A 25,436-nucleotide genomic window follows, 5' to 3' on the forward strand; every position below is an offset into this window, starting at 1 on the left:
AACCAGACCTTCAGCAGTCCCCTTCCTCCGCAGTACCTGTCGGCGAGGAGTTCACTGGTGGCGGTGGCTTCTACTCTCCGGACAACATCCGGGACATGGAGAGTCTCGACAACCAGACGGTGCTTCGCTGCATGCGTGACACCGGAGCCGAGGGCGCGGTGTTCGCCTATCCCAGCGATTGAAGCGCGTGCACCAGCCTGAGGAGCGCACTCATCTGCCGCGAGGTGTGCGCAGATCTGCCGATGTGCGGTCGTCGAACCATGACTAGCCTGAGCGAGTGCTTCGCGACACCCGTACCAGCATTGGGCTCGCCGCCGTCACAGGGTTGCTGGCGAGCATCCTTGTCCTCGGAGCGCTCGGTCTGATCATCCTCAACTGGGAATGGTCAGGGCTGTGTGCTGGTGTAGCGGGCCTGCTCGTGAGTGTCATCGCCTACCGGAGGACACGGCGCGTGGGCTTCTTCGCCCCCGTGGGGTTGTTCGCCAGCCTGGCCCTAGTGGAGGCGTGGCTGTTGTGGACGCTGCGAGGGGACTCCGAGGCGATTGACCCGCTGGTCTTCCTGGGACTCGGCGCCAGCCTTGGCGGCCTGTTCATCGGTGGCCTTGTACTGGACTTCCTCGTCGACCCGGATCGCCCCGACGAAACAACCTGACTGCCAACGCACCTCAACCACGAACCGTCGCTCCGGTTTTGGCGCTCCGCCGCAGACCAGTGGGTTGATGCGCGCCCGCTAGCGTCCGGATCTGCCGCGTTGAGGATTGCTGCGACTGCTTCTACCCGGCTTGCGCGGGCCGCGGTCGTGTGGCGCATTCGAGTGATGACTACTACGACCAAACTCCTGTTCCCCACCGACCCACACGACGACCCACTACTTCGTCTCGCGATTGCTGCCCACCTCGCCCGCTACAAAGGCCAATCGCGCGAGCACGTTCACTCCGATCTCCGAAGCTTCATCACCTGGTCCCTGCACCGGAACGTCCCACCGCTCGCCGCCACCCGACCCCAAGTCGAGCTCTACGTGCGATGGATGCAGGAAGTCCAGCACTACAAGCCATCGACGGTGTCTAGAAGACTCTCCGTCCTGGTGGGCTTCTATCGAACCTGCGTCATTGACGGCGTCCTTGAACACTCACCCGCCGACTACGTCCGACGACCCCACGTCCCGCCCGAATCACCAACACTCGGACTCAGTCACCTGCAGTTCGAAGCCATCCTCACCAGTGCCCACGAGTCGACCAATCCGTTCGATTTCGCCCTCGTGACGATGCTGGGGCTCCTTGGACTCCGCATCTTCGAAGCAACGGGCAGCGACATCACCAACCTCGGAGACAGCCATGGTCATCGGGTGCTCCGCGTCCACGGCAAGGGCGACAAAGTCGTCCTGACCCCTCTCCCGCCAGCCGTGGCTCGCGCGATCGACCGTGCCGTCGCCGACCGATCCGACGGAGCGATCCTGCTCAGCCACACCGGCAACCGGATGGACAGGCACGCGGCCACCAGACGCCTGCGCGCTCTCGCTTCCACAGCCGGCATCCGACTGCCACGAATGCACCCACACATGCTGCGCCACACCTACGTCACCACGATGCTCGACGCCGGCGTCCCACTCCGCGACGTCCAGATCGCCGCCCGCCACGCCGACCCCCGAACCACGATGCGCTACGACCGAGCACGCAAGAACCTCGACCGACACCCCAACTACATCCTCGCCGCCTACATGGCATCCGGGACATAGACGAGGGCCGAACGACACCAGCACCGCCGATCCGGGCAAGCGCCGCCGCCCTCAACGCGGCATGAGCGGATGCTGCAGCGGGAATCAGTGCGACCCGAGTAGCCGCTGAGAGCCGGGCGAATTGGCGTAGCCGGGCTCCCATGGAAGTCGGCCATTGGAATCCGTCCACACGATCTGGAGGGCGTGGACGCCGCCGTAGATCGCCTCCACGGCTGTGAGGTCGGACGTGTCGGCAACTGCGATCACTGGCATCGCTGGACCATCTGCGAGTTCCGTTGTCGTCTCACCAGCGGTGAACCGTCCGCCTTCACGAACGACGATTTCCCCGACGATGTTCAAGAACGCATGTCCAGCCTCTGGCGGAAGCCCCGTCATAACGACCTCAGGGTGCCCGTAGGCAGTCAGGCCGACGGTGTAGGACAGGCATCTTGCTGGGTCGGCGTCAGAGACGTTCCTGACGGCCCACCCGAAGGTGTCGATCTTCGTCCGCAGATCGTCTATCGGGTCCACGGGTCGACCTTAGGCGAGCGAGGTCGCTGAGGTGCACGCTCATCGGCATGACAGGAAGGTTCTGTGCCTTCTACTCAGATGAATCTGAGCTGTCATGCCGATGAGCGGGTATTCGCGCAACTCGGTAGCACCCATCTGGGTGGGCTGGGAGTATCGCGAGCATGACGGCGGATGCGGCACAGGCGACCCGACAAGAGTGCATCTTCTGCGACATCGCGGCCGGACGGGCCGAAGCAAGCGTGGTGTACGAGGACGACATTGCAGTGGCCTTCATGGACCTGTACCCCGTCGTGCCTGGCCACCTTGTTGTCGTGCCTCGCAAGCATGCAGTCGGCCTCGAAGACCTGGACGGAGAGACGAGCGCTCACGTTTGGTCAGTCGGTCACGACCTGTCGCTGGCCCTCCGGCGATCAACCCTGCTTTGCGACGGGATCAACTTCCTCGTCTGTGACGGCGAAGCCGCCTTCCAGACGGTCTTCCACTTCCATCTCCACGTCATCCCTCGGTACGCGGGAGACGGCTGGACCATCGTGCCCGACCCGGTGGAACGCGAAAGGTCGTCGCTCGACAGGGAAGCGCAGGCGATCAGAAACTCCATCTCAGCGATGAGTTGAGGACGGCGCTTCGTTTCGTCCGGATCTGCCGCGAATCGGTCGTGCCGACCACCTCCTCCTTGCGAGGAACTAACGTCACCCCATGCCCATCGTTGAGGTCACCCACGACCCTCAGATTGCGGCGGCAAGGTTGCGGACCCTCGCCGAAGTCCTCCCGCACGCCGTCTCGCTTGCTGTCAAATGTCCTGAAGAGCCGTACGACGGCATGCTTCAGCCAGGTGACGTGGACGTTCGATTCCGCCCACGAGGTCTCTACGATTCCGGCGATCTCGACGTCGTGGTCGAGGTTCGTTCGAAGTGGTTCGCTAGTCGTGCCGATTCAGGTCAGGAGCGGTGCGACCGGCTCCGTGATGCGGTGGTCGAAGCCGCCGGAACGAACGCTGTTGGGGTGTACCTCTCCTTGCCCGTCGCCGCTTGGGCCCAAGGCGAGTAACAGGCATCGCGCTTGAGAAGCGTCCGCTTCTGCCGCGATGAGTTCCATGTCGCCGCCAGTGGGGCGCGTACAACAGCCTTCCGCATGTCCGCAGCGCGGACACGCGTTCAATGGATCTCCGGGCTCGTGAAGGCCCAGTCGAGGCCATCCTCGCCCTGGCAGTCCATCGTGGCGTCGCGTTGCAGTCCGACCTTCACCGCCACGTTCTGGCTGGCCAGGTTGTCGGGTCGCACCCGTGCCACTACGGACTCGGCCGGCATCTCGTGCAAGGCCCTCGACACCACGGCGGAGGCGGCCTCGGTGGCGAAGCCGCGTCCCCACACCTCGGGCACGAAGCGGTAGACCAGGTTCAGCACCGGTCGTTCGTGGATCTGCATCCACTTCACGCCGGCGTACCCGATGATGCGATCCGAGCCGGACTCGCGCACACACCAGTAGCCGAAGCCGTGCTCCTCCCAGTGGCGGACCCACCGGGCCACCAGCTCGGCCGCCTCGCCGTGATCCTCGAGCCGGTCGGACGGGTTGTGCTCGACCGTGCGCGGGTCCCCGAGGATCGCGAACACGCCCGCCGCATCGGTCGCCGTGGGCCGGGTCAACCGCAGCCGCGCGGTCCTCAGCTCGTGGAGGTCCACCGCTGGATGGTCCCACGCCGCGGCCACGGACTCGCCGTTCAGTTGATGATCTCGCCGCGCTCGTCCGCGAGGATCGTGGCCAGCCGGTCGCGCCACGCCTGGAGCGCCTCGGGCGCAGTCGGGTCCAGTCGTCGACCTCGCCCACGACCCGCAGGGGGTCACGGCTGCGGTAGGACCGGGTGGGGTTGCCGGGGAACTTCTTGTCGGTCACGTTCGGGTCGTTCTCGTACGCCCCGGTCGGCTCGACGACGTACACGCGCGGGGCACCGTCACCCGCCGCGAGCTCGGCGGCGAGTCCGGCGCCATCGCGCAGCGCCGTGAAGTAGATGTGGTTCATCAGGATCTCGGGCCGGTAGTTCGACGGGAAGCCCGCCGTGAGGAGGTCGCCCACCTGCAGATCGGCCTTCGTGCCGTGGAAGAACGGCCCCTCGTCCAGCACCTCACTCACCGCCCCAGCCTACGTGGACCGGAGCCTGCCGGAGTGGAGCGCTGGCGGGCGCTGCCGGGAGGCCCCAGGATGAGCGGCATGCCCCGAGCCAGGACCGTGCTGCCCAGCGCTGCGTACGCCGCCCTCGCGATCACCGACAGCGTGGCGGCCGGGAGGAGCAGCGCCACGGCCCGGCGGCTGAGGTACGTGCTCAAGCCGGCGTTGATGCCGGCACTGGCGACCGCCTTCCTCGACGGCACCCGGGGCAGTGGAGCGCGCGCCGGCACCGGCCGGCTCCGCACCGGGACGGCCGCGGCCCAGGCGTTCTCCTGGGGTGGTGACGTGGCACTGCTCGGCACCAGCGAGCGGTCGTTCCTCACCGGCGTCGGGTCGTTCTTCGGGGCGCACGTCGCCTACCTCGCCGCGTTCTTGTCGGTGCGCGGCGAGCCCGAGGACTACGACACCGCAGGCCTCGAGGTCGCGCTCGGCCTGTGGCTGACCGCCACTCCCCTGATGAGTATCGCGGCCGGGCGGCAGGACCCGGCCCTCCGGGCGCCGGTGGCGGCGTACGCCACGATCCTGGCGGGGATGTTCGCGAGCTCACGCATGCTCGACCCCGCGTTGCCGCGGGGGGCGCGCCGGACGCTCCAGGTCGGCACCGCGCTGTTCCTCGTCTCCGACAGCGTGCTCGCGGTCCAGAAGTTCCTGCTCACCGAGCCCCGGCCTGTCGTCGAGTCGGTCGTCATGGCGACCTACACGGCGGCCCAGGGCCTGATCGCCGCGGGAGTGGCGAGCGCGACCTGACCCGCTACCGCCAGGGGTCCTCGCGCCGCCACACCGTCGGGAGGTGCACGGTCACTCCCGAGCTCGTGGCGAGCTCGTCGAGCACCCGCATCGTGACGTCGAGGTCGTCGCCGGCGTAGGGCAGCGCGCGCAGGTCGCGGTCGAGCGGGCGGAAGAAGTCGTCCCAGTGGGTCAGCACCACCCGGCGGGCACCGACGGCCTCGACCGTCTCGGCCCAGTAGGTGCGGAGGTAGTCCTCGCTCTGCACGCCGAGCTGGCCGACCCCGAGATAGGCCACGTCGGCGCGCCGCCCGGCCAGCGACCCCTCGACGAAGCCGGCGCTGCCCTGCAGCAGCGCAGTCGCCCCGCTCACGTGCTCGACCAGGATCGACCAGGCCTCGCCGCACTTGTAGGCGCCGGCCTTCACCGGCGGCACGACGGGCTCGGTGATCTCGCCCGGGAACCGGTCCGGCGGGCAGTGGTGCGACTCGACGAGCGTCAGCGTGAACCCGCCGTACGTCAGCGGCTCGCCGGGCGTGACCACCCGGATCCGGTCGTCGGGCAGTCCGTGCCCGCGACCGACGTACGCCGTCGACGCGCCGCCGACCAGGTCGGCGCCGGTCCGCTCCGCGACGACCGCCGAGTCCATGGCGTGGTCGAAGTGCGTGTGCACCGGGAGCACCGCGGCCAGCCGGTCGACGCCGGCCCGGGTCAGCACGGCGTCGATGCGCGCCGGGTCGGGCGCGATCCTGGCGAGCGCGACCTTCGCCAGCGACGGCCGGGAGAAGAAGCCGTCGGTCATCAGCGCGGTCTCGCCGTCGTCGATCAGCAGGCTCGCGACACCGAGGAACGTGACGCCGAGAGCGCCGGTGGCGGCCGGTACGTCGAAGCGGTCGGCGTACCGACCCAGGTCGGGCCGGCCGAGCTTGAGACGCATGCGCGCACGCTACCGGTCAGCCGGTGACGACCGGCGGCTCCGTCTTCGGGTCGCCGTCGGCGGCCGCGGCGAGCTGCGGCACGTAGCGCTCGAGGAGGTACGGGATGCTCAGCGGCGTCACGAAGCTGTGCGCGACGTAGTAGCTGCCGTCCGCGTCGCTGATGTCGACCCACCGACCCTCGTCGTGGGCCTTCGTCTTGTCGAAGATCTGCTCGACCTGCTGGTCGGCCGCCAGATCCAGCCAGACCGCGACGCCGATGTCGCCGAGGTCGGCGGTGCGCTCGGAGCTCAGCGAGACGCCGAACTCGCTGTCGTCGGCGTCGGTGATAAGCGGGTGCAGGTCGAAGCCGAGGTCCTGGAGCATCCGCGAGCGCGGGTCCTCGGGGCCGTAGAGGAAGAGGCCCTCGTACGGCGTGACCACGGCGGCGGTCTGGCCCTGGAACTCGGGGTGGTCGGCGGCGGCCTGGGCGACCTGCCCGTTGACGCCGTCGATGATGGCCCGCATGGCCTCGGGCCGGCCGACCGCGGTGGCGATGTTGAGCGCCATCTCGTCCCAGGGCATGCCGTAGTCGGCGTAGTCGCCGGACTGCGCGACGGTCGGCGCGATCTTCGACAGGAGCTCGTACTCCTTGCCGGTGATGCCGGCGTACTGCCCGATGATGAGGTCGGGCGCCAGCGCGGCGACCTGCTCGATGTCGATGCCGTTCGTGGAGTCCAGGACCGTCGGCAGCGCCGCATCACCGAGCTTGTCCTGCGCCCACGGGTAGACGCCCTGGAGCTCCTTGTCGCCGAACCAGTACGTGACGCCGACCGGCACGATCCCCAGCGCCATCAGGGCGTCCTGCTCGGTGAGCCCGACGCAGACGACCCGCGTCGGAGCGGCCTCGACCGTGGTCTCGCCGAACTTGTGGGTGATCGTCGCCGGGAAGGCGGCCTCCTCCGAGGTGCCGCCACCGGACGAACCGCCGGACGAGGGCGTCGCGGTCGAGTCGCTGCCCGACCCGCACGCGGCGAGGACCGGGGCGACGGCCAGGACGGAGAGGCCGGCGAGGAAGCGGCGGCGGGTGGGGTTCATCGTGCTCCTTGGGTTAGTTAGGTGAGCCTAACCTTATCTACATCGCTCGTCCCTGTCGTCCACCCGGGTTGATATCAGCAGCATTGATACGACGATGATGGCCATGAAGACCTCCCCCGCCGACCACCTCGGCCAGGTGCGCCGAGCCCTCTCGACGACCACGCGCGACGGCCAGGAGCTGCGGCTCCTCACCGTCGAGCGGACCTTCGACGCCACGCTCGAGGAGGTGTGGGACGCGCTGACGACCGCCGAGCGGATCTCGACGTGGATGACGCCGGTCACCGGCGACCTCGAGCCGGGCGGCCGCTACCAGCTCGAGGGCAACGCCGGCGGCGAGGTGCTCGCCTGCGACCCGCCCGAGCGACTCGCCCTGACGTGGGAGGACGGCGACCAGGTCAGCTGGGTGGACGTCAGCCTGCGCCCGACCGACGGCGGCACGCTGCTCCAGCTCGACCACTCCGCACCGGTCGACCCGGCGATGTGGGAGCAGTACGGCCCCGGTGCGGTCGGGATCGGCTGGGAGATGGGCCTGATGGGACTCGCCGAGCACCTCGCGGACCCGGCCGGACCGGCGCCGCGCGACGACCTCCCGGACCTGGGCGACTACCTGACGCGCAGCAGCGCGGCGTGGGCGGAGGCCAGCATCGCCGCCGGCACCGACCCGGACGCCGCACGGGCCGCCGGCGCGCGCTGCACGGCTGCGTACACCGGGGCACCCGAGGCCCCGCCCGAGGACTGAGGGTGCAGGCGTTCGACGTCCTCGGCGACCCGGTGCGGCGCCGGATCCTCGAGCTCCTCGCGACCGGCGAGCATGCCTCGGGCGAGGTCGTCGACGTGATCTCCGCCGAGTTCGGCATCGGCCAGCCGGCCGTGTCGATGCAGCTGCGGGTGCTGCGCGAGAGCGGCTTCGCGACCGTGCGGGCCGAGGGCCCGCGCCGGCTCTACGCAATCGACGCCGGCCCGATGGCGGAGGTCGACGCCTGGCTGGCGCGCTTCCGTGGCTTCTGGGAGCAGCGCCTCGACGCCCTCGAGACCGAGATCAACAGAGGACGCCGTACGACTCGGCCCTAGACGATGCGGTGCATCCAGCCGAACGTGTCCTCGGCGCGGCCGTACTGGATGTCGACGAGCGCCTTGCGCAGCTGCATGGTCACCTCGCCGGCCTCGGCCGCGCAGGGCACCTCGCCGCCGGCCCACTTCAGGGCGCCGACCGGGGTGACGACCGCGGCGGTGCCGCAGGCGAAGATCTCGGTGATCGCGCCGCTGGTGACGCCGTCGCGCCACTCGTCGATGGAGATCTTGCGCTCCTCGACCTGGTGGCCGAGCTTGCCGGCGAGCTCGATGATGCTGGCCCGGGTGATGCCCTCGAGGATGGTGCCGGTCGCGGGCGTGACGATGCGGCCGTCGTCGTAGACGAAGTACATGTTCATGCCGCCGAGCTCTTCGATGTACTTGCCCTCCTGGCCGTCGAGGAAGACGACCTGGTCGCAGCCGTGGCTGGTGGCCTCCTGCTGCGCGACCAGCGAGCTGGCGTAGTTGCCGCCGGTCTTGGCCGCACCCATGCCGCCGCGCCCGGCGCGGGTGTACTCCTCGGTGAGCCAGAGCGTCACCGGCTTCACGCCGCCCTTGAAGTAGGCGCCGGCCGGGCTCGCGATGACCATGAAGGTGACGTGCTGCGACGGGCGGACGCCGAGGAACTTCTCGGTGGCGATCATGAACGGCCTCACGTAGAGGCTCTTCTCCCCCGCCGGGTCCGGCACCCATCGCTGGTCGACGGTCACCAGCGCGTCGACCGCCTGCACGAAGTCGTCGACGTCGAGCACCGGGAGCGCGAGCCGGTGGCTCGAGCGCACCATGCGGGCGGCGTTCTCCTCCGGCCGGAACGACCAGATCGACCCGTCCTGATGGCGGTAGGCCTTCATGCCCTCGAAGGTCTCCTGCGCGTAGTGCAGGACCGCCGTGGCCGGGTCGAGGGTGAGCGGGCCGTACGGCTCGATGCGGGCGTCGTGCCAGCCCGCGTCGGGGGTCCACTCGACGGTGAACATGTGGTCGGTGAAGTGGTTGCCGAAGCCCGGGTTCGCGAGGATCTCGGCGAGGCGGGTGTCGTCGACGACGGTGGTGGACGGGGTGGTGCTGATCTCCATGGGGGACAACTTAGTAGGCCTTCCTACGAAATGCCGCCGGCCGGGCACCCCAATGTGGGCCCGGCCGTCGGTGGGAGCCGACGAGGGGGCGTCAGCTGCCTACTCGGGCGGCGATGGCGTCGCCGACCTCCGCCGTACGGCGGGTGGTACCGGGCCGGCGGTCGGCCAGGTCCGCGATGGCGGCGGCCTCGACCGCCGCGGCGGCGTCGGGGTGTCCGAGGTGGTCGAGCAGGAGCGCGACGGACAGGATGGCTGCCGTCGGGTCGGCCTTCTGCTGGCCCGCGATGTCGGGCGCAGAGCCGTGGACCGGCTCGAACATGCTGGGCGCGGTGCGGTCCGGGTTCACGTTGCCGGACGCCGCGAGCCCGATGCCGCCGGTGATGGCGGCGGCGAGGTCGGTGATGATGTCGCCGAAGAGGTTGTCGGTGACGATCACGTCGAAGCGGGACGGGTCGGTCGTCATGAAGATCATGGCCGCGTCGATGTGCATGTAGTCGGTCGTGACGTCGGGGTACTCCGCGGCGACCTGCTGGAAGAGCCGCCACCAGACGGAGCCGGCGTTCACGAGCACGTTGGTCTTGTGGACCAGGGTGAGCTTCTGGCGCGGTCGGCGCTGGGCCCGGGCGAAGGCGTCGCGGACGACGCGCTCGACACCGAAGGCGGTATTGACCGAGACCTCGGTCGCGACCTCCTGCGGAGTGCCGACGCGCAGGGCGCCGCCGTTGCCGGTGTAGGGCCCCTCGGTGCCCTCGCGGACGACCACGAAGTCGACCTCGCCAGGGTCTGCCAGCGGTGAGACCACCCCCGGGAAGATGCGGGACGGTCGCAGGTTGACGTAGTGGTCGAGCTCGAAGCGCAGCCGCAGCAGCAGCCCGCGCTCGAGGATGCCCGGGGGCAGGTTCGGGTCGTTGGGCTTGCCGCCCACCGCACCGAGGAGGATGGCGTCGTGCTCGCGGATCTCGCTGAGCACGGAGTCGGGCAGCACCTCGCCGGTGGCGAGGTAGCGCTCGGCGCCGAGGTCGTAGCGGGTCGGCTCGAACTTCACGCCGGCAGGTGCCGCGACCTCGAGCACCTTGAGGGCCTCGGCGGTCACCTCCTGGCCGATGCCGTCGCCGGGGATGACGGCGAGCTTCAGCGTGCCGGTGCTGGTGGTCGGGTTCGAGTCGCTCATGGCAGCAACGCTAGTTGTCGTCGGGGCGCTGGCCGCCGTTGTCCCGCAGGTCGAGCGACTCCTGCAGGGCCGCGATCACGTTCTCGTGGCTGCGCGGGTTGTCGGGGTGGTGGCTGGCGGGTCCCCACTCGGGGTACATGTCGTACATCGGAATCGCTCTCTCTGAGTCTCGTGTTTCGTGGGCTGGGTGTCGGACTGCCATTCGGCTCGACACACCTGAAACGAAGAGACTCCGTGCGAGAACAGTCGACTCATGGGTCGCACGAGAGGGAGAAACCATCCAGAGTGCGGATCGCGCGGTGCTGGCTGGGCGATCTCACAACGGAGACATCTTCGATTGAGATGTGCCGAGAGACCGCAACGCCGAACACCGCGACGAGGTGGCCTCTCTTAACAGGCCTCGCCGCGGCACTCGATGAGTACGAAAATGCTCCGCATGGTGACGCAACCGTAGGCCACCTCGCGCCGTACGGCCACGACATTCCACGGAGTGTTCGGTATGCGAGACGGCCGTCCCGGAATGAAAGACTCCCACGCATGAGCGCCCCACCCGAGCTGCCCGACGTGGTGTCCCGCGCGTTCGCCGTCTCCCGGAAGGCCGGCTACGCGTCGTTCTGCCGCAACGAGACCGGCCGCCTGCTGGCCACCCTGGCCGCCACCCGCGGCGGCACGATGGCCGAGTTCGGCACCGGCTGCGGGGTGGGGACGGCGTGGCTGCGCTCCGGTGTCCGCGGCGACGCCCGGATCATCACCGCCGAGCTCGACGCCAAGCTGGCCGACGCCGCGGCCGAGATCTTCGAGGACGACCCGCAGGTCGAGGTGCTCTCCGCGGACTGGTCGACGCTGCTCGACAAGGGCCCGTTCTCGCTCCTCTTCCTCGACTCGGGCGAGCCGACCGAGGTCAGCGTCGACTCGGTCGCCGACCTGGTGGAGGCGGGCGGGATCGTGGTGCTCGACGACTTCACGCCGTGCGAGATCTGGCCGCCGATCACCTACGGCCGGGTCGACACCCTGCGCGAGCAGTGGCTCACCGACGAGCGCTTCACCGCCGTCGAGGTGATGGTCGCCCCCGACGCGTCCGCGATCGTCGCCACCAAGCGCTGACGGCGGCTCGGGTGGTTTCGAGGCTCGTCGCTGGCGCTCCTCACACCTCAACCACCGTCTGGGTGGTTTCGAGGCTCGTCGCTGGCGCTCCTCACACCTCAACCACCGTCTGGGTGGTTTCGAGGCTCGTCGCTGGCGCTCCTCACACGTCAACCCCCGTCTCGGTGGTTGAGGTGCGAAGGCGCTCTGGCGCCTGAGCCTCGAAACCTCCCGACGTCGAGCCCTCAGCCCTGCACCGTGGCGTCGATGGTCCAGAAGGGCAGCCAGAGCTGGGTGAGCGGGCCGATCGCCAGCGCGAAGAGGACCGTCCCGATGCCGAGCGTGCCGCCGAGGAGCAGGCCGATCAGCACCACGCTCACCTCGAGGCCGGTGCGCACCAGCCGCAGCGAGAGCCCGGTACGCCGGGCCAGACCGGTCATCAGCCCGTCCCGCGGGCCGCGGCCGAACTGCGCCCCGATGTAGAGCGCGGTCGCCAGGGCGCAGAGCGCCACGCCGCCGAGCATCAGCGCGATGCGGAGCACCAGCAGGTCGGGCCGGTCCAGCAGCGCCAGCGTGGCGTCGGCCGCGAAGCCGACGACCAGGGCGTTGGAGATGGTGCCGATGCCCGGCATCTCGCGCAGCGGGATCCATCCGATCAGCACCACGAAGCTCATCAGCACGACCGCCTGGCCGATGGTGATCGGCAGGTGGTGGGTGAGCCCGGAGTGGAGCACGTCCCAGGGCGCCAGGCCGAGGTCGCCGCGGATCATCAGGCCCAGCGAGACGCCGTACAGGACGAGGCCGACGTACAGCTGCGGCAGGCGACGAGCGAGCCGTCCGGCGCGGAACTGCGCGATCGGGCCGAGGTCGGTCAGGCCCGGGCGGGCGGTGGCGGTCGTGGTCACGGGCCCATCCTGGCGGAGATTGGCCTTCTCCTGAATAGCCAATCGTGGAAGGGTGGCCTGCATGTCCTCCCTCATCAGCGCCGGCCGGGTGGCCACCCTCGTGGGCGACTTCGACCGCTCCCCGGCGTACGCCGGCCTCGCCGACGCGCTCACCCTCCTGATCGGCGACGGCCGGATCGCCCTCGACACCCGGCTGCCGAGCGAGCGCGAGCTCACCGAGGTCCTGGGCGTCTCGCGCACCACCGTCACCCGGGCCTACGCCGAGCTGCGCGACGCCGGGTACGCCGTCGCCCGGCGCGGGTCCGGCACCTTCACCCGGGTCCCGGGCGGCCGGGCCCGGGCCCACGACCGCGCGCTCCTCCCCCGCCCCGGCGACCACGACGCGATCGACCTCAACTGCGCCGCACACTCGGCCCCGGCCGGGCTGGCCAAGGCCTACGTCGACGCGGCCGCCGACCTGCCGGCGTACCTCGGCGGGCACGGCTACTTCCCCACCGGCCTCCCGCAGCTGCAGCAGGCCATCGCGCGGGGGTACGACGAGCGAGGGCTGCCGACCGACCCCGACCAGATCATGGTGACCGCGGGCGCGCTGTCCGCAGCGTCGATCGTCGCCCAGGCGTTCACGCGGGCCGGCGACCGGGTGCTCGTCGAGTCCCCGGTCTACCCGAACGCCACCGACGCGCTGCGGCAGGGCGGCGCGCGGCTCACCCCGTCGCCCGTCGACCCCGAGGGCTGGGACCTCGACGCGGTCGGCGCGACACTGCGCCAGACGTCGCCGCGGCTGGCGTACCTGATCCCCGACTTCCAGAACCCGACCGGCCACCTGATGACCGACGCGCAGCGCGAGGAGTACGCCGCCCACCTGCGCCGCGCCCACACCGTCGCGATCGTCGACGAGGCCCACCAGGCTCTGGCGCTCGAGGGGCAGGTGATGCCGCGGCCGTTCGCGGCGTTCGCCCCCGACACGATCACGATCGGCAGCGCGAGCAAGAGCTTCTGGGGCGGCCTGCGGCTCGGCTGGATCCGCGCGCCGCACGGTCAGCTCGACCGCCTCACCCGGGCGCGGGTCAGCATGGACCTCGGCGCCCCGGTGCTGGAGCAGCTGGTGCTGCTGCGCCTGCTGGCCGGACCCGACGCACTCCTGACGGCGCACCGCGAGCGGCTGCGCGAGCAGCGCGACGCCCTGGTCGCGGCCATCGGCGACGACCTGCCCGACTGGCGCTTCCGGGTGCCGACCGGCGGCCTGGCGCTCTGGTGCCAGCTGCCCGGCCCGCACGGCACCGCCGTCGCGGCCGAGGCCGAGCGACGCGGGCTCATCGTGGCGCCGGGTCCGGTGTTCGCCGCGGAGGGCGGGCTCGACCGCTTCGTCCGGGTCCCCTGGACCCGGCCCACCGACGAGCTGGTCGAGGTGGTCCGCCGGCTCGCCGACGCGTGGTCCGCCGTACGCGACCGGCCGCCGGGGCGGGGCGCCCCTTCCGGGCGGGTGATGGTGGCGTGAGGGCCAGGGCGCCTAGGCCGACCGGCTCGCCTCGCCGGTCGACGATGCCGACCTGAGCCACACCCGCATCGCCCCGTCGCCACGATTGGCCCAGAGGTGGTAGGGGACGGCCACGATCTCCGCCTCCTCGAGCACCGGTCCACCGTCGGACCGGTACAGCTCGTCCTCCCAGCCGACCAGCGATGTCGTGTGCCCGGGCACGCAGACCGTCACCGCACCGCCGAGCGATTCGTCCACCCCCGTCGTCGCGGAGGTGACCTCCGACGCGAGGACGACCTGCAGCGGGTCGACGCCCACGTCCACCTGTTCGACGCAGTAGACCAGCGGCCCCCTCATGAGGGCGCCGCGACCCGACGCGGCCGACACGAGCGGGTGGGCGCGCACGAGCACCGCCGGCATCGGCAGGTCGAGCGTCACCTCGTCACCGTCGTTCCAGGCCCGGTCCAGCACCGCGTAGCCGTCGACGGTGACCGACGCGAGGTCCACCTCGTGTCCGTTCACGGAGAGCGACGGGCGGTCGCACCACCCGGGCAGCCGCACGGCGAGCGGGAACTCGGCCGGCGCGCCCATCGCCAGCGACAGCTTCACCGACCCGTCCCAGGGGTAGCTCGTCTCCTGGCGGATCGTGACCTCGGTTCCCCCTACCTCGAAGGCACCTGTCCCCGAGACGTAGAGGTGCACGGCCACGCCGTCGTCGCCGTGCGAGTACACGTAGGAGGAGAGCGAGGTGAGGAGGCGAGCCAGGTTCGGCGGGCAGCAGGCGACGCCGAACCACTCGTGGCGGTGGGCCGCGCCCTTGCTCGCCAGCGGGTTGTCGTAGAAGAACGACCGCCCGTCCAGCGAGATCCCGCTCAGCACGCCGTTGTACAGCGCCCGCTCGAGGATGTCTCCGTAGGAGCTCTTGCGGCGGAGCATCAGCATCCGGTGCGCCCAGAACACCAGGCCGATCGCAGCACAGGTCTCGGCGTACGCCGTCTCGTCCGGAAGGTCGTAGTCCTCGGTGAAGCCCTCGAGGAGCGCCGACGAACCCAGCCCACCGGTGACGTACATCCGACGCCCCGTCAGCCGGGACCAGAGACGCTCACACGCCTCGAGGAGCGACGCGTCGTCGTTCTCGCCCGCCAGGTCCGCCATCGCGCTGTAGAGGTACATCGCCCGGACCGCGTGCCCCACCGGATCCGCCTGCTCCCGCACGGGCGCATGGGCCTGGTTGTACTCGCGGAAGAGCTGCACCTCCTCGGCCCGGGTGGCGAAGCGCCACTCGTCGGCGAAGTAGCTCGGCGAGGGACGCTCGGCGTCCTCCAGGTCGAAGTAGAACGGCTGCTGGCCCCGCTCGTCGACGAAGTAGGTGGCCAGCTCCAGGTAGCGCGAGACACCGGTCGCCCGGTAGAGGCGCACCAGGGCGAGCTCGATCTCCTCGTGTCCGCAGTACCCCCGCTTCTGTCCCGGGCCACGTCCGAACACGGAGGCGATGTGGTCGGCGTACCGCATCACGATCTCGAGGAGGGTGCGCTTCCCCGTCGCCGCATGGTGCGCGACGCCGGCCTCGATGAGGTGCCCGGCCCCGTAGAGCTCGTGCGCGTCGAGCAGGTCGGTCCAGCGCTCGCCCGGCTTGACGACCGTGAAGAACACGTTCAGGTAGCCGTCGGGCTGCTGCGCTCCCGCCAGCAGGTCGATGGCGGCGTCCACCTTGGACTCGAGGTCCGGATCGTGGTGCTTGGCCAGGACGTAGCTCGCTGCCTCGATCCACTTCGCGACATCGCTCTCCCAGAAGGGATGCGGCTGGTCGTCACCGGGCTTCCACTGGAGGCGCAGCGCGTCGAACCGCCCGGTCTCCTGCAGCATGGCGTGCTGGACCGGGAGCGTCACCTCGCGCATCTGCTGGATCTTCGGAGACCAGAAGTGGTCCTCGATCGAGGATCGCGTGAGAGAGACCGGGACATGTCGCATGGGCATGGTGATAGAACGTGCTTCCTCTAGGAGTTCAGTGGCTGAAGGCGGAGGTCACTTCACGCTGCCGGCGGTCATGCCGGCAATGACGCGGTTGCTCAAGAAGACGTAGACCAGCACCGGCGGCACGATCGCCATGACCGTGGCGGCAAAGGCCTGGGGGTACTGCGCGGCGTAGGTCGTCAGGAAGTAGCGGACTCCGACCTGGACCGTCTGTGAGCTCTCGTCCTGGGTGAGGATGCTGGCGAACAGCAGCTCGTTCCAGGCCAGCATCATCAAGAAGATGCCGGCGGTGACGACGCCCGGGACGCTCAGCGGCACCACGATGCGCCGGAAGATGGCGTGGTAGGACGCGCCGTCGATGCGCGCCGCCTCGAGCAGCTCGTGCGGGATGGTGTCGACGTACACCTTGATGATCAGGAAGCCGGTGGGGAAGAAGATCCCGGCGTAGACCAGACCCACGCCCCACACCGAGTTGTAGAGCCCGGACCAGCGCACCAGGAAGAAGATCGGCGTGATGAAGGCGTTGACCGGAAGCAGGATGCCGAACATCAGGTAGAGGTACGCCAACCTGCTGAGCACGAACTTGTGGAGCAGGGCGTACGACGCGAGGAGCGACGCCGCGATGGTGACCAGGGCGGAGAAGGCCGCGATCACGAAGCTGTTCCGGAGGAACACCAAGATGGGGTGCGCGTCGAGCGCGCTCGTGTAGTTGTCGAGCGACCACTTGGACGGCAGCTCGAAGGGGCCGGCGAAGATCTCGGCGTTCGTCTTGAACGACGACATCACCAGCCAGAGGAACGGGACGATCGTGACAACAGTGAAGCCGATGAGCACGACCCATCGGAACAGCCGGCCAATCATGCCCGCTCCGCTCTGTTGAGGAATACGAAGACCGCCGCGACCATCGCGGCGCCGAGGACGAGAGTCACCACGCCGGCAGCAGCTGCCAGCCCGTACTGGTTGGCGGTCATCATCTGGCGGTAGATGTAGAACGAGAGGTTGGTCGTGCGATCACCCGGACCACCGCTGGTCATGATGAACGGGTACTCGAACGCGCGCAGCGCGTAGGCGATCACGAACAGACACTGCAAGGCGATGCCTCTCCTGATCAGCGGGATGGTGATGGAGAGCTCCTGGCGCAGGGTGGAGGCGCCGTCCAGGACGGCCGCCTCGTACACCTCCGCGGGGATGGTGGAGATCTGCGTCATCAACAGCACCATCCCGAAGCCGATGTAGATGATGAACGGAAGCTGGGTCGAGATGAGAGCAGTGCTCGGGTCGAAGAGCCACGCCCGGGTGAGCGAACCGAGTCCGACCACCTCGAGGGTCTTGTTCAGCATGCCGAGATCCACGTGGAGGATGAAGTACCAGAGGAACGCGATCGCCGTGGTCGAGATGACGCTCGGGAGGAAGAAGACCGTGCGGAAGAACTTCCAGAACCGGGGCTGACGAGCCAGGATCAACGCAACCAGCAGGCAGAGCGGGGTGTGGATGAAGACGCCCACGGCGGCCCACTTGATGGTGTTCCCCACCGCCTGACGGAACGAGGGGTCCTCCACCAGCTGCCGGTAGTTTGCGAAACCCACGAACTCCGGCGTGCCGACGCCGACCCAACGCGTCATGCCCAGGTAGATCAGCGCGACCATCGGTCCCACCAGGAACAGGGTCACCAGTGCGGCACCTGGAGCCAGGTACAAGTAGGCGTGTCTACGGTTGCTCACGCAAGTCGTCTCCTCTGAGCAGCTGGTGACCCGCCCTTGCGGGCGGGTCACCAGCCGGACTCATCGATTTCTCAGGGTTGGTTGGCTGCCTGGAGCTGCGAGGCGAAGTCCTCGGGCGTCATGTCCCCCAGCGCCAACTGCTCGAGCATGCCGTTCACCTTCTCCTGGGCAGGGGCGGTGATCGACCGCTGCAGCTGCACGACGGAGGCCGGCGCGTCGGCCTGGATCTCCAGGACCGACGCCATCTGGCACGACGTCTTCGCGAGGTCCTCGTCCGAGAACTCGGTGTTGAGCGCCTGCGGGTACTGGCCCTCGATCGAGAACTTCACCGCGTTGTCCTGCGACGTCATGAACTTGAGCCACTCGACGACGGCGTCCGCCTTCTCCTGGCTGTCCTGCTTCCCGACTCCCCAGGTGTTGATGGAGTCGGTGAGGTTGGTGCCCGGCTCGACGGTCCCGTCACCCATGGTCGGGGCGACAGCGACACCGACGTCGCACGGCGAGTCGACCTGCTCCTGGATCGGACCGATGAGCCACGGTCCGTCGACGACCATCGCAGCCTTCTTCGAGAGGAAGTTCTGCACCGCCACGGAGTAGTTGGAGCCCACGGCGTCCGGCGTCGTGTAGTCCTCGAAGAGCTTCTGCGTGAAGCGGGCGCCTTCGACGACCGCGTCGGAGTCCAGGTCGGTGCCCGGCAGCCAGGCGTCGGGGCCGCCCACGCTCATCGCGTAGTAGCTGAAGGCGTTCATCGAGTACCAGGCGTCGTCACCGGTGAACAGTGCGATCGGCGCCACGCCGCTGGCCTTGAGCTTGTCGGCCGCAGCGGTGAACTCGTCCCAGGTCTGGGGGAACTCGGTGATGCCGGCCTTCTCGAACAGGTCCTTGTGGTAGTAGAACAGCACCGGGGACTGGTCGCTCGGGATACCGCCGAGGTTGCCGTCGGACTGGATCGCCTCGAGCTGCTCCGGCTTGAAACGGGCCTTCCACTCCGGGTCCGCATCCATGTACGGCGTCAGGTCCATGAGCTGGCCCGAGGACTCCCGCGACATGTCGTTCGGGTTGAAGTTGTACAGGAACACGTCGGGCGCGTCTCCGGCAGAGATCGAGGAACGGATCTTCTGCTGGAGCGTGAGCCAATCGGGCTCGGGGTCCGAGACGACTTCGATCTCCCCCTTGTGCTCCTTGTTGAACTCGGCAATGAGCTCGTCGAGCACCTTGCCGCGCGGGATGTCGGGGACGAAGTTGGACCAGATGTGGACGCGGATGCTGCCGTCCGCCGCCTGGTCGTCGTCGGAACCCGAGCCGCAGGCCGAGAGCAACATGGCCATCGCGACGATCGGGATCCACAGCTTGCGGATCATTGGAATCTCCCTTTTCTCACCTCTACGAAGGCGACCCACTGGACGTGGACCGTGGTGCTGGTGCTACTGGCGCACATTCCCGAGCTGTCCAACCGCCCCTGCGTCGACCTGGAGGGTCGTGCCGGTGACGAACCGCGACTCGTCGGACGCCAGCCAGAGCACTGCGCTGCTGATGTCCTCGGGCTCCACCCACGGAACGGGGAGCAGGTGCCCTGCTGAGAGTGCGTCCACCACGTCGGCCGGCTTCGGGTCGTCGAGGTCGGGCCGGAAGATCTTCAAAAGGGTGGGGTTCATGATCATGTCGGTCGGGACGTTGGTCGGGTTCACGGTGTTGACCCGGATCCGGTACCGACCGAGATCGTTCGCGAGCGCGCGCATCAGACCGACGACTCCGTGCTTCGAGGAGACGTACGAGCTGGAGTTCAGCGCTCCCACGAGGCCCAGGTTCGAGCTGGTCAAGATGATCGAGCCCCCGCGACCGGCGTCGATCATCGACGGGATCGCGGCCTTCGCGGTCCTCCACACACCGTTGAGGTTGATGTCCACCATCTCGGTCCACTGCTGCTCCGTCTGCTCCCAGGCGGGGGCGGCCGAGTAGATGCCCGCGTTGGCGACGACCACGTCGATGTGCCCGAAGGCAGCGAGGCCCGCCGTCACTGCGGCGTCCAGGTCCTCCTGCGACCGGACGTCGGCCTGCTGCGCCACGATGCGCGCTCCGCACTCCTCCACGAGGCGGACCGTCTCCTGGAGGTCCTCCTCGGAGGCCATGGCGTACGGCGACGTGGCGACCTCTGCAGGCACGTCCACGGCGATGATGTCTGCGCCCTCGCGTGCGAATGCAAGCGCGTGCGAGCGACCCTGACCGCGCGCGGCCCCGGTGATGAACACTTTCTTGCCCTCGAACCTGGCCAACTCGGACCCCGCCCTTTCCTGACGCTCTCCGGGACTCGGACCAGCAGGTAGCTCGTCCGCGCATCCCGGCCCGCACCCTGCGGCCACGTGTTTCACCGATCGGTATAAATCGGTTCACACGCAATCTGCCTGTCCAGCGGAGTGTTCGTCAAGCACTTCGCAACAACTTTTCAACCTGGCCGTCATCTTCCGGAAACCGCTACTCACCCTGGACTCAGCGCCTCAGAGGCGGTTGAGGTCGGGGTGCGCGGACGGAAATCGGGGCCGTCTTCTGTGTTGACGTGAGGGCCCGGATAGGCCACGGTTTATTGAAACGGTTTGCACGTCGAGTGAACGAGGCGGGGAGTGACAGAGTCCGAAGACCGAGGAAGCCCTCCTCGGCTCGCGACCATCGGAGCCGTGGCGGAGCGGGCCGGCGTCAGCAAGGCGACGGTGTCCAACGTCCTGACCGGCAAGCGGCCGGTCTCGACGGCCACGCGTCGCCGGGTCAACCGCGCCATCTCGGAGCTCGACTACCAGCCCAACGGGGCGGCGCAGGCGCTGCGCTCGAAGCGCTCCCACACCGTCGCGCTCATCGTGTCCGACCTGACCAACCCGTTCTTCACCGGCGTGGCGGCCGGGCTGCAGGAGACCGTGATGACCGACGGCTACCTGACGTTCGTCGCGGGTTCGGACTCGGAGCGCGGGCGTGAGCTGGCGCTCCTCACCGAGTTCACCCGTCGCGGCGTCGACGCCGTCGTCATCTCCGCCTTCGCGCTGCGCAGCGAGGAGTTCGAGCGGCTGCACGTCGCCAACATCCCGGTGATCGGGATCGGTCACCAGCTGTCCGGCGCCGGCATCGACATCGTCTCGGGCGACGACCACCGCATGGCCGTCGACGCCGTCCAGTACCTCTTCGAGCGAGGTCACCGACACATCGCGACCATCGCGGGCCCGGCCGCATCCGATGTCGCCCAGCAGCGGCTGGCCGGGTTCCACGCCGCGTGCCGCCGCCTGGGCCTCCCCACGTCGGACGAGGTGGTCGTCGAGGGCGACTGGACGCGCGACAGCGGGCGCGCCGCGACCAGCCGGCTACTCGCACTCCCGGAGCGGCCGAGCGCCGTCTACGTGGCCAACGACCTCATGGCCATCGGCGCCATCGACGCCACCCGGGCCGCCGGGCTGCGCATCCCCGACGACTTCGCCATCATCGGCAACGACGACATCGAGGTCGCGTCCCTGGTGTCCCCGCAGCTGACGACGATCCGCATCCCCTACCGGGAGCTGGGCCGCGTGGCGGGCCGACTGCTGCTCAACCGCCTGGGAGCCGGGCGCCTGGGGGCCCGACAGACCGTGCTGATCGAGCACAGTCTCGTGGTCCGCGACACCGCATGACCCGCACCGTTGCTCTCTCTGGACCCGAACTGGCACCACCGACCTGACGTCATACGCGAACGAGGAGAACAGACCCACCATGGAAGAACGTGCAGGGCAGGATGCTGAGCGCCCCGAGGGCCCTTTCCGCATCATCATCGACACCGACCCGGCTCTCGGCGTTCCGAACGCCGACATCGATGACGGTCTGGCCATCGCCCTGGCCCTGACCTCTCCGGAGATCTCCGTCGAGGGCATCACCATCGTCAACGGCAACTCGAAGCTGGAGACGGGCGTGCAGTGCGCGCTGTACCTCCTGGAGCGCCTCGGGCGAGAGGACGTCGGCGTCTACGCCGGGGCCGACCGGCCCCTGGTCAAGAACGTCGACGACGTCCACGAGCTCTACGCTCCGCACCTGGCGTCCGCCCGGGTCGAGCTCCCCCACACGACTCGTACTCCGGAGCGGCTCCACGCGGCGAACTACATCGTCGAGACCGTGATGGCGAACCCGGGTGAGATCACCGTGGTGGCGATCGGGCCGATGACCAACGTCGCCCTGGCCCTGGCGCTCGAGCCTCGCATCGCCCAGGCGGCGCGCGAGTTCGTCCTGATGGTCGGCTCAGCGACCAACTACGCCCACAACGTGACGACGGTGGGTGACTTCAACGCCTTCGTCGACCCCGAGGCACTGCAGCGGGTCCTCGACAGTGGCGCGAAGATCCGCACCGTCGGGATCGACCAGACCTCTCGGGTGCGCATGACCCGCGACCACGTCCGTACGCTGCGCGCCCACGGGTCCGCCTTCGCCACGTGGGTCGCCGACTGCGCGGAGCAGTGGATCGACTTCCTCCACCAGGCGTGGCCGAACCGGCCCGAGCACGCTGACGGCTGCTTCCTGCACGACCCGCTGACGGTCGCCGCCCTCCTCGGCCGCGAGATCCTGACGTGGGAGCCCGCGCGAGTCGACGTCGAATGCGCCGACGGCCTGGCGCGGGGCCTCGTCGTCGTGGACCGTTCCCTGGCCCTCGCCCCGGCGCCGCCCGCGAACGCCGAGGTGGCCGTGGACACCGACGTCGACGCCTTCACCACCCTCTTCATGCAGCGTCTGCTTGCCGCCGAGCAGCCGTCCGTCCCGTGACCGGTCCCCAGCCCCGGGTCGTGGTCCTCGGCTCGCTCAACATGGACACCGTGGTGGGACTCGAGCGCCGGCCGGAGCCCGGAGAGACGGTGCTCAGCGCGTCCGTGAGACGTTCCGCCGGAGGCAAGGGACTCAACCAGGCGGTGGCGGCCTCCCGAGCAGGTGCGCCGACCACGATGATCGGTGGGGTCGGGGACGACCGGGACGGCGCGGAGCTACGCGAGGCGCTGACGCGGTACGGCGTGGACGCGACGCACGTGCGGACGCTGCCGGAGCAGTCCACCGGTAGCGCCTTCATCACCGTGACCGAGGACGGCGAGAACGCCATCGTGGTGCTGCCGGGCAGCAATGGAGCACTGGACTCGGACTGCCTCGCACCACTGCGGGCGCTCCCCCCGGGCAGCGTCCTCCTCTGCCAGCTCGAGGTGCCGTTGGCGACGGTTCTCGCGGCGGCGACCATCGCCGCGGATCAGGGAGTCCGGGTGATCCTCAACGCCAGCCCCGTCACCGAGCTCCCCCAGGACCTCCTCCGGCTCTGTGACCCCCTCGTGGTGAACGCACGAGAGGCGCTCCGCCTGCTCGGGGACGACGAGCGCGACGTGGCCGGGTCGGACGACCTGCGACAGCTCAGCTCCGACCTGCTGGGCCTGGGAGCCCAGTCGGTGGTGGTGACCTGGGGTGCTGGGGGCGCGGTGTGGCGCGACCACCAGCGCTACCTGACGGCGCCCGCCCCGCGGGTCGCGGTCGCCGACACCACGGGCGCCGGTGACGCCTTCGCCGGCACGCTCGCCGCCGACCTCCTCGCCGGCCGGAGCGCGGACCAGGCTCTGGCCTCGGCGACCGCAGCCGGCTCCGAGGCGACGACCTGGCACGGGGCACATCCGTGAGCGCGCGCCCGCTGCGGTGGGGGGTCCTGGGCACGGGCACGATCGCCTCACTGTTCGTGGAGGACCTGCGCCACGAACCGGGCTCCGTGGTCACCGCGGTCGCGTCCCGCTCCCAGGAGAGCGCTCGCGCCTTCGGCGATCGCCTGGGCGTCCCGCGCTGCCACGGCTCGCACGACGACCTGTTCGCCGACGATCAGGTCGACATCGTGTACGTCGCCACCCCGCCCGCCACGCACGCCGCGCTCGGGCACGGTGCCATCGCGGCCGGCAAGCACGTGCTCATCGAGAAGCCCTTCACGCTCGACGCGGCCCAGGCCGTCGGCCTGGTCGACGCCGCCCGGGCGGCAGGGGTGTTCCTGATGGAGGCCATGTGGTCCTGGCACCTGCCCCACATCGGGCGACTGCGCGAGCTGCTCGGCACCGGAGCCCTCGGCGACGTGCGGCTCGTGACCGCGGACCACGGGCTGAACCTGCCGTCGGCGCTGGCGGCCCGTCTCTATGAGCCGTCGCTGGGCGGCGGCGCCCTCCTCGACTTCGGCGTGTACCCCGTCTCGCTTGCTGTGCTCGCCTTCGGCGGGAAGCCGACGCGGATCACCGCGCAAGCCGTGATGACGTCCACGGGCGTCGACCGTCAGACCTCGGTCGTGCTCGAGTACGGCGATGCCCAGGCGGTGCTCACTGCCACCATCGGCGCGGACACCTCCAACCGGGCGGCGGTGTCCGGCACTCGCGGCCGGGTGGAGATCCCGGCCGTCTGGTACCGGCCGAACCGGCTCGAGCTGACGGGCGAGACCGGTGAGACCGAGCTCTTCGAACGACCGGTGCCCGGCGTGGGGCTCCACGTCGAGGCGGCCGAGGCACGCCGATGCATCGAGGAGGGCCTGCTCGAGAGCACCCAACGCCCGACAGCAGAGACAGTGGCGGTGATGGAGACGCTGGACGGCATCCGCACCGCCATCGGATTGAGGTTCCCGAGTGAGAACCCGGACAGAGGAGTGAGCTGAGTGGCATCCCCCCAGCGTCTGAACGTTGTCGTCGTCGGCCTCGGCTTCGGCGCCGAGTTCGTCCCGATCTACCGCGTCCACCCCGACGTGGCCACGGTGGGTCTGTGTGACGTCGACGCCGAGCGGGCCGACCGGCTCGCCGCGACCTACGGTGCCGACCGGGTCTATCCCTCGCTCGAGGCGGTCCTCGATGACGACGAGGTGGACGCCGTGCACCTGGTCACGCCGCTCACCGAGCACGGCCTCCAGAGCATCGCGACGCTCCGGGCCGGCAAGCACTGCGCCTCGACGGTCCCGATGGCGGTCGACGAGCGGGACCTCAGCGAGATCATCGCCCTCGAGCGGTCGACCGGCCTCACGTACATGATGATGGAGACGGCGGTCTTCACCCGCGAGTTCCTCCACGTCAAGGGGCTCGTCGCCCGGGGCGAGCTGGGCAGCATCACCTTCGCTCGCGGTGCGCACTACCAGGACATGTCCGGGTGGCCGCCGTACTGGGAGGGACTCCCCCCGATGTGGTACGGGACCCATGCCGTCGCGCCCTTGCTGGCCCTGCTCGACACCCATGCGGTCGAGGTGCACTGCTTCGGCTCGGGCCGGTTGGACCCGGCCGAGGAGTCGAGGTACGGCAACCCCTACCCTGCGGAGACGGCGATCTTCCGCCTGCACGGGCATGACGCCGCCCTCGAGGTGACCCGGTCGCTGTCGCGCGTGGCGCGGCCGTACACCGAGTCCTTCGACCTGTACGGCGACCGCGGCGGCTTCGAGTGGAGCCAGCTGGAGGAGGACGAGACCCCACTGCTCTTCGCCATGGGCGACCCGGAGCACACGCGGCACCGCCCGATCACGGTGACCCGCCTGAAGGCACCCGAGACCGGCGACCTGCTCCCTCCCAGCCTCGCGAGGTTCACCCGCGAGGGTGTCTACGGCGCGGACGGACACCTGTCGGTGGCCCAGGGCAGCGGACACGGGGGGTCGCACCCCCACCTCGTCCACGAGTTCATCCGCTCCATCGTGGAGGACAGGCCGTCGCTGGTGGACGCACAGACGGCGGCGCGCTGGACGGCGGCCGGCCTCACGGCCCACCGGTCGGCGATCGCAGGCGGCACCACGATGTCGGTCCCGACCTTCGACTAGCCGGCCGTCGCTCCGCTGGAGCC

Annotated in this window: 28 protein-coding genes and 1 pseudogene; 15 read left to right on the plus strand and 14 right to left on the minus strand. The window is 69.5% G+C overall.

Annotation, left to right across the window (positions count from 1 at the left end):
* From PD653B2_RS25385 to PD653B2_RS17515, 3 genes are all read left to right on the plus strand, one after another.
* Window positions 1–182, plus strand: a 182-nt coding sequence (locus tag PD653B2_RS25385; RefSeq protein ID WP_207559221.1) for a hypothetical protein, incomplete at its 5' end; no start/stop codon positions are given.
* Window positions 183–277: 95 nt separating this feature from the next.
* Complete coding sequence (locus PD653B2_RS17510; RefSeq protein ID WP_085873684.1) at window positions 278–652, plus strand: hypothetical protein; 375 nt, start codon at window positions 278–280, stop codon at window positions 650–652.
* A 165-nt stretch (window positions 653–817) separates the two neighbouring features.
* On the plus strand, window positions 818–1,735 hold the full coding sequence (locus tag PD653B2_RS17515; RefSeq protein ID WP_085873685.1) for a tyrosine-type recombinase/integrase: 918 nt from the start codon (window positions 818–820) through the stop codon (window positions 1,733–1,735).
* A gap of 84 nt (window positions 1,736–1,819) precedes the next feature.
* Here PD653B2_RS17515 and PD653B2_RS17520 read toward each other — a convergent pair whose 3' ends face one another.
* Window positions 1,820–2,245 carry a DUF4262 domain-containing protein gene (locus tag PD653B2_RS17520; RefSeq protein WP_085873686.1) on the minus strand — a complete coding sequence of 142 codons (426 nt, stop codon included), beginning with the start codon at window positions 2,243–2,245 and terminating at the stop codon, window positions 1,820–1,822.
* 161 nt (window positions 2,246–2,406) lie between these two features.
* Between PD653B2_RS17520 and PD653B2_RS17525 the strand changes: the two genes are divergently transcribed.
* Together PD653B2_RS17525 and PD653B2_RS17530 are read left to right on the plus strand one after the other, a co-directional pair.
* On the plus strand, window positions 2,407–2,859 hold the full coding sequence (locus tag PD653B2_RS17525; RefSeq protein ID WP_085873687.1) for an HIT family protein: 453 nt from the start codon (window positions 2,407–2,409) through the stop codon (window positions 2,857–2,859).
* Between the two features lie 82 nt (window positions 2,860–2,941).
* The gene (locus tag PD653B2_RS17530) at window positions 2,942–3,292 is read left to right on the plus strand and encodes a hypothetical protein (protein ID WP_085873688.1); all 351 of its coding nucleotides are present in this window, start codon (window positions 2,942–2,944) and stop codon (window positions 3,290–3,292) included.
* A gap of 107 nt (window positions 3,293–3,399) precedes the next feature.
* On the opposite strand, the gene PD653B2_RS17535 is transcribed toward PD653B2_RS17530, so the two are convergent.
* Together PD653B2_RS17535 and arr are read right to left on the minus strand one after the other, a co-directional pair.
* Complete coding sequence (locus tag PD653B2_RS17535) at window positions 3,400–3,924, minus strand: GNAT family N-acetyltransferase (RefSeq protein WP_207559222.1); 525 nt, start codon at window positions 3,922–3,924, stop codon at window positions 3,400–3,402.
* Between the two features lie 55 nt (window positions 3,925–3,979).
* A pseudogene (arr, locus tag PD653B2_RS25740) lies at window positions 3,980–4,372 on the minus strand (NAD(+)--rifampin ADP-ribosyltransferase); the annotation flags it as partial.
* A gap of 78 nt (window positions 4,373–4,450) precedes the next feature.
* Here arr and PD653B2_RS17545 point away from each other — a divergent pair.
* Window positions 4,451–5,155: a lysoplasmalogenase gene (locus PD653B2_RS17545; RefSeq protein WP_165763524.1), complete on the plus strand. Its 705-nt coding sequence runs from the start codon at window positions 4,451–4,453 to the stop codon at window positions 5,153–5,155.
* A 4-nt stretch (window positions 5,156–5,159) separates the two neighbouring features.
* Here PD653B2_RS17545 and PD653B2_RS17550 read toward each other — a convergent pair whose 3' ends face one another.
* Both PD653B2_RS17550 and PD653B2_RS17555 read right to left on the minus strand, forming a co-directional pair.
* On the minus strand, window positions 5,160–6,071 hold the full coding sequence (locus PD653B2_RS17550; protein ID WP_085873690.1) for an MBL fold metallo-hydrolase: 912 nt from the start codon (window positions 6,069–6,071) through the stop codon (window positions 5,160–5,162).
* A 16-nt stretch (window positions 6,072–6,087) separates the two neighbouring features.
* Entirely contained in the window at window positions 6,088–7,146 is a 1,059-nt protein-coding gene (locus PD653B2_RS17555; protein ID WP_085873691.1) for an ABC transporter substrate-binding protein, read from the minus strand.
* A gap of 103 nt (window positions 7,147–7,249) precedes the next feature.
* On the opposite strand from PD653B2_RS17555, the gene PD653B2_RS17560 reads away from it, so the two are divergent.
* Both PD653B2_RS17560 and PD653B2_RS17565 read left to right on the plus strand, forming a co-directional pair.
* Window positions 7,250–7,885 (plus strand): SRPBCC family protein, encoded by a 636-nt coding sequence (locus PD653B2_RS17560; RefSeq protein ID WP_085873692.1) that lies wholly within the window; start codon window positions 7,250–7,252, stop codon window positions 7,883–7,885.
* 2 nt (window positions 7,886–7,887) lie between these two features.
* Window positions 7,888–8,217: an ArsR/SmtB family transcription factor gene (locus tag PD653B2_RS17565; RefSeq protein ID WP_085873693.1), complete on the plus strand. Its 330-nt coding sequence runs from the start codon at window positions 7,888–7,890 to the stop codon at window positions 8,215–8,217.
* Here the strand turns inward: PD653B2_RS17565 and PD653B2_RS17570 are convergent.
* The 3 genes from PD653B2_RS17570 to PD653B2_RS25115 form a co-directional block, all read right to left on the minus strand.
* Complete coding sequence (locus PD653B2_RS17570; protein WP_085873694.1) at window positions 8,214–9,290, minus strand: branched-chain amino acid aminotransferase; 1,077 nt, start codon at window positions 9,288–9,290, stop codon at window positions 8,214–8,216. The two genes, PD653B2_RS17565 and PD653B2_RS17570, sit on opposite strands and share 4 nt — an antisense overlap.
* A 91-nt stretch (window positions 9,291–9,381) precedes the next feature.
* Window positions 9,382–10,461, minus strand: a complete 1,080-nt coding sequence (locus PD653B2_RS17575; RefSeq protein ID WP_085873695.1) for a 3-isopropylmalate dehydrogenase — start codon at window positions 10,459–10,461, stop codon at window positions 9,382–9,384.
* A 10-nt stretch (window positions 10,462–10,471) separates the two neighbouring features.
* Entirely contained in the window at window positions 10,472–10,609 is a 138-nt protein-coding gene (locus tag PD653B2_RS25115; protein ID WP_165763525.1) for a hypothetical protein, read from the minus strand.
* A 389-nt stretch (window positions 10,610–10,998) separates the two neighbouring features.
* On the opposite strand from PD653B2_RS25115, the gene PD653B2_RS17580 reads away from it, so the two are divergent.
* On the plus strand, window positions 10,999–11,565 hold the full coding sequence (locus tag PD653B2_RS17580) for an O-methyltransferase (protein ID WP_085873696.1): 567 nt from the start codon (window positions 10,999–11,001) through the stop codon (window positions 11,563–11,565).
* Window positions 11,566–11,789: 224 nt separating this feature from the next.
* On the opposite strand, the gene PD653B2_RS17585 is transcribed toward PD653B2_RS17580, so the two are convergent.
* The gene (locus tag PD653B2_RS17585; RefSeq protein WP_085873697.1) at window positions 11,790–12,449 is read right to left on the minus strand and encodes a YczE/YyaS/YitT family protein; all 660 of its coding nucleotides are present in this window, start codon (window positions 12,447–12,449) and stop codon (window positions 11,790–11,792) included.
* Between the two features lie 61 nt (window positions 12,450–12,510).
* Between PD653B2_RS17585 and PD653B2_RS17590 the strand changes: the two genes are divergently transcribed.
* Window positions 12,511–13,947: a PLP-dependent aminotransferase family protein gene (locus PD653B2_RS17590; protein WP_085873698.1), complete on the plus strand. Its 1,437-nt coding sequence runs from the start codon at window positions 12,511–12,513 to the stop codon at window positions 13,945–13,947.
* Window positions 13,948–13,959: 12 nt separating this feature from the next.
* Here the strand turns inward: PD653B2_RS17590 and PD653B2_RS17595 are convergent, their stop codons facing one another.
* The 5 genes from PD653B2_RS17595 to PD653B2_RS17615 all read right to left on the minus strand — a co-directional run bounded on the left by PD653B2_RS17595 (window position 13,960) and on the right by PD653B2_RS17615 (window position 19,990).
* Window positions 13,960–15,903: a glycoside hydrolase family 127 protein gene (locus tag PD653B2_RS17595; RefSeq protein ID WP_085873699.1), complete on the minus strand. Its 1,944-nt coding sequence runs from the start codon at window positions 15,901–15,903 to the stop codon at window positions 13,960–13,962.
* A 48-nt stretch (window positions 15,904–15,951) separates the two neighbouring features.
* Window positions 15,952–16,761, minus strand: coding sequence for a carbohydrate ABC transporter permease (locus PD653B2_RS17600; RefSeq protein ID WP_085873700.1), 810 nt, complete (start codon window positions 16,759–16,761; stop codon window positions 15,952–15,954).
* The gene (locus PD653B2_RS17605; protein WP_133058858.1) at window positions 16,758–17,621 is read right to left on the minus strand and encodes a carbohydrate ABC transporter permease; all 864 of its coding nucleotides are present in this window, start codon (window positions 17,619–17,621) and stop codon (window positions 16,758–16,760) included. The genes PD653B2_RS17600 and PD653B2_RS17605 overlap by 4 nt, the downstream gene beginning before the upstream one ends.
* Window positions 17,622–17,692: 71 nt before the next feature.
* Window positions 17,693–18,982 (minus strand): ABC transporter substrate-binding protein, encoded by a 1,290-nt coding sequence (locus PD653B2_RS17610; RefSeq protein WP_085873702.1) that lies wholly within the window; start codon window positions 18,980–18,982, stop codon window positions 17,693–17,695.
* A 63-nt stretch (window positions 18,983–19,045) separates the two neighbouring features.
* Window positions 19,046–19,990, minus strand: coding sequence for a mycofactocin-coupled SDR family oxidoreductase (locus PD653B2_RS17615; protein ID WP_345775753.1), 945 nt, complete (start codon window positions 19,988–19,990; stop codon window positions 19,046–19,048).
* A gap of 303 nt (window positions 19,991–20,293) precedes the next feature.
* Between PD653B2_RS17615 and PD653B2_RS17620 the strand changes: the two genes are divergently transcribed.
* The 5 genes from PD653B2_RS17620 (at window position 20,294) to PD653B2_RS17640 (ending at window position 25,413) form a co-directional block, all read left to right on the plus strand.
* Complete coding sequence (locus PD653B2_RS17620) at window positions 20,294–21,268, plus strand: LacI family DNA-binding transcriptional regulator (protein WP_165763526.1); 975 nt, start codon at window positions 20,294–20,296, stop codon at window positions 21,266–21,268.
* 79 nt (window positions 21,269–21,347) lie between these two features.
* The gene (locus PD653B2_RS25390; RefSeq protein WP_085873705.1) at window positions 21,348–22,385 is read left to right on the plus strand and encodes a nucleoside hydrolase; all 1,038 of its coding nucleotides are present in this window, start codon (window positions 21,348–21,350) and stop codon (window positions 22,383–22,385) included.
* Complete coding sequence (locus PD653B2_RS17630; RefSeq protein WP_085873706.1) at window positions 22,382–23,272, plus strand: ribokinase; 891 nt, start codon at window positions 22,382–22,384, stop codon at window positions 23,270–23,272. Before PD653B2_RS25390 ends, PD653B2_RS17630 begins: the two co-directional genes overlap by 4 nt.
* Window positions 23,269–24,276, plus strand: a complete 1,008-nt coding sequence (locus PD653B2_RS17635) for a Gfo/Idh/MocA family protein (RefSeq protein ID WP_207559223.1) — start codon at window positions 23,269–23,271, stop codon at window positions 24,274–24,276. Before PD653B2_RS17630 ends, PD653B2_RS17635 begins: the two co-directional genes overlap by 4 nt.
* Window positions 24,277–25,413 carry a Gfo/Idh/MocA family protein gene (locus PD653B2_RS17640; protein ID WP_085873708.1) on the plus strand — a complete coding sequence of 379 codons (1,137 nt, stop codon included), beginning with the start codon at window positions 24,277–24,279 and terminating at the stop codon, window positions 25,411–25,413. It abuts the gene before it with no gap.
* Window positions 25,414–25,436 lie beyond the last annotated feature (23 nt).

Origin of the sequence: Nocardioides sp. PD653-B2, from assembly GCF_002117935.1 — a bacterium.
Taxonomy (GTDB): domain Bacteria; phylum Actinomycetota; class Actinomycetes; order Propionibacteriales; family Nocardioidaceae; genus Nocardioides.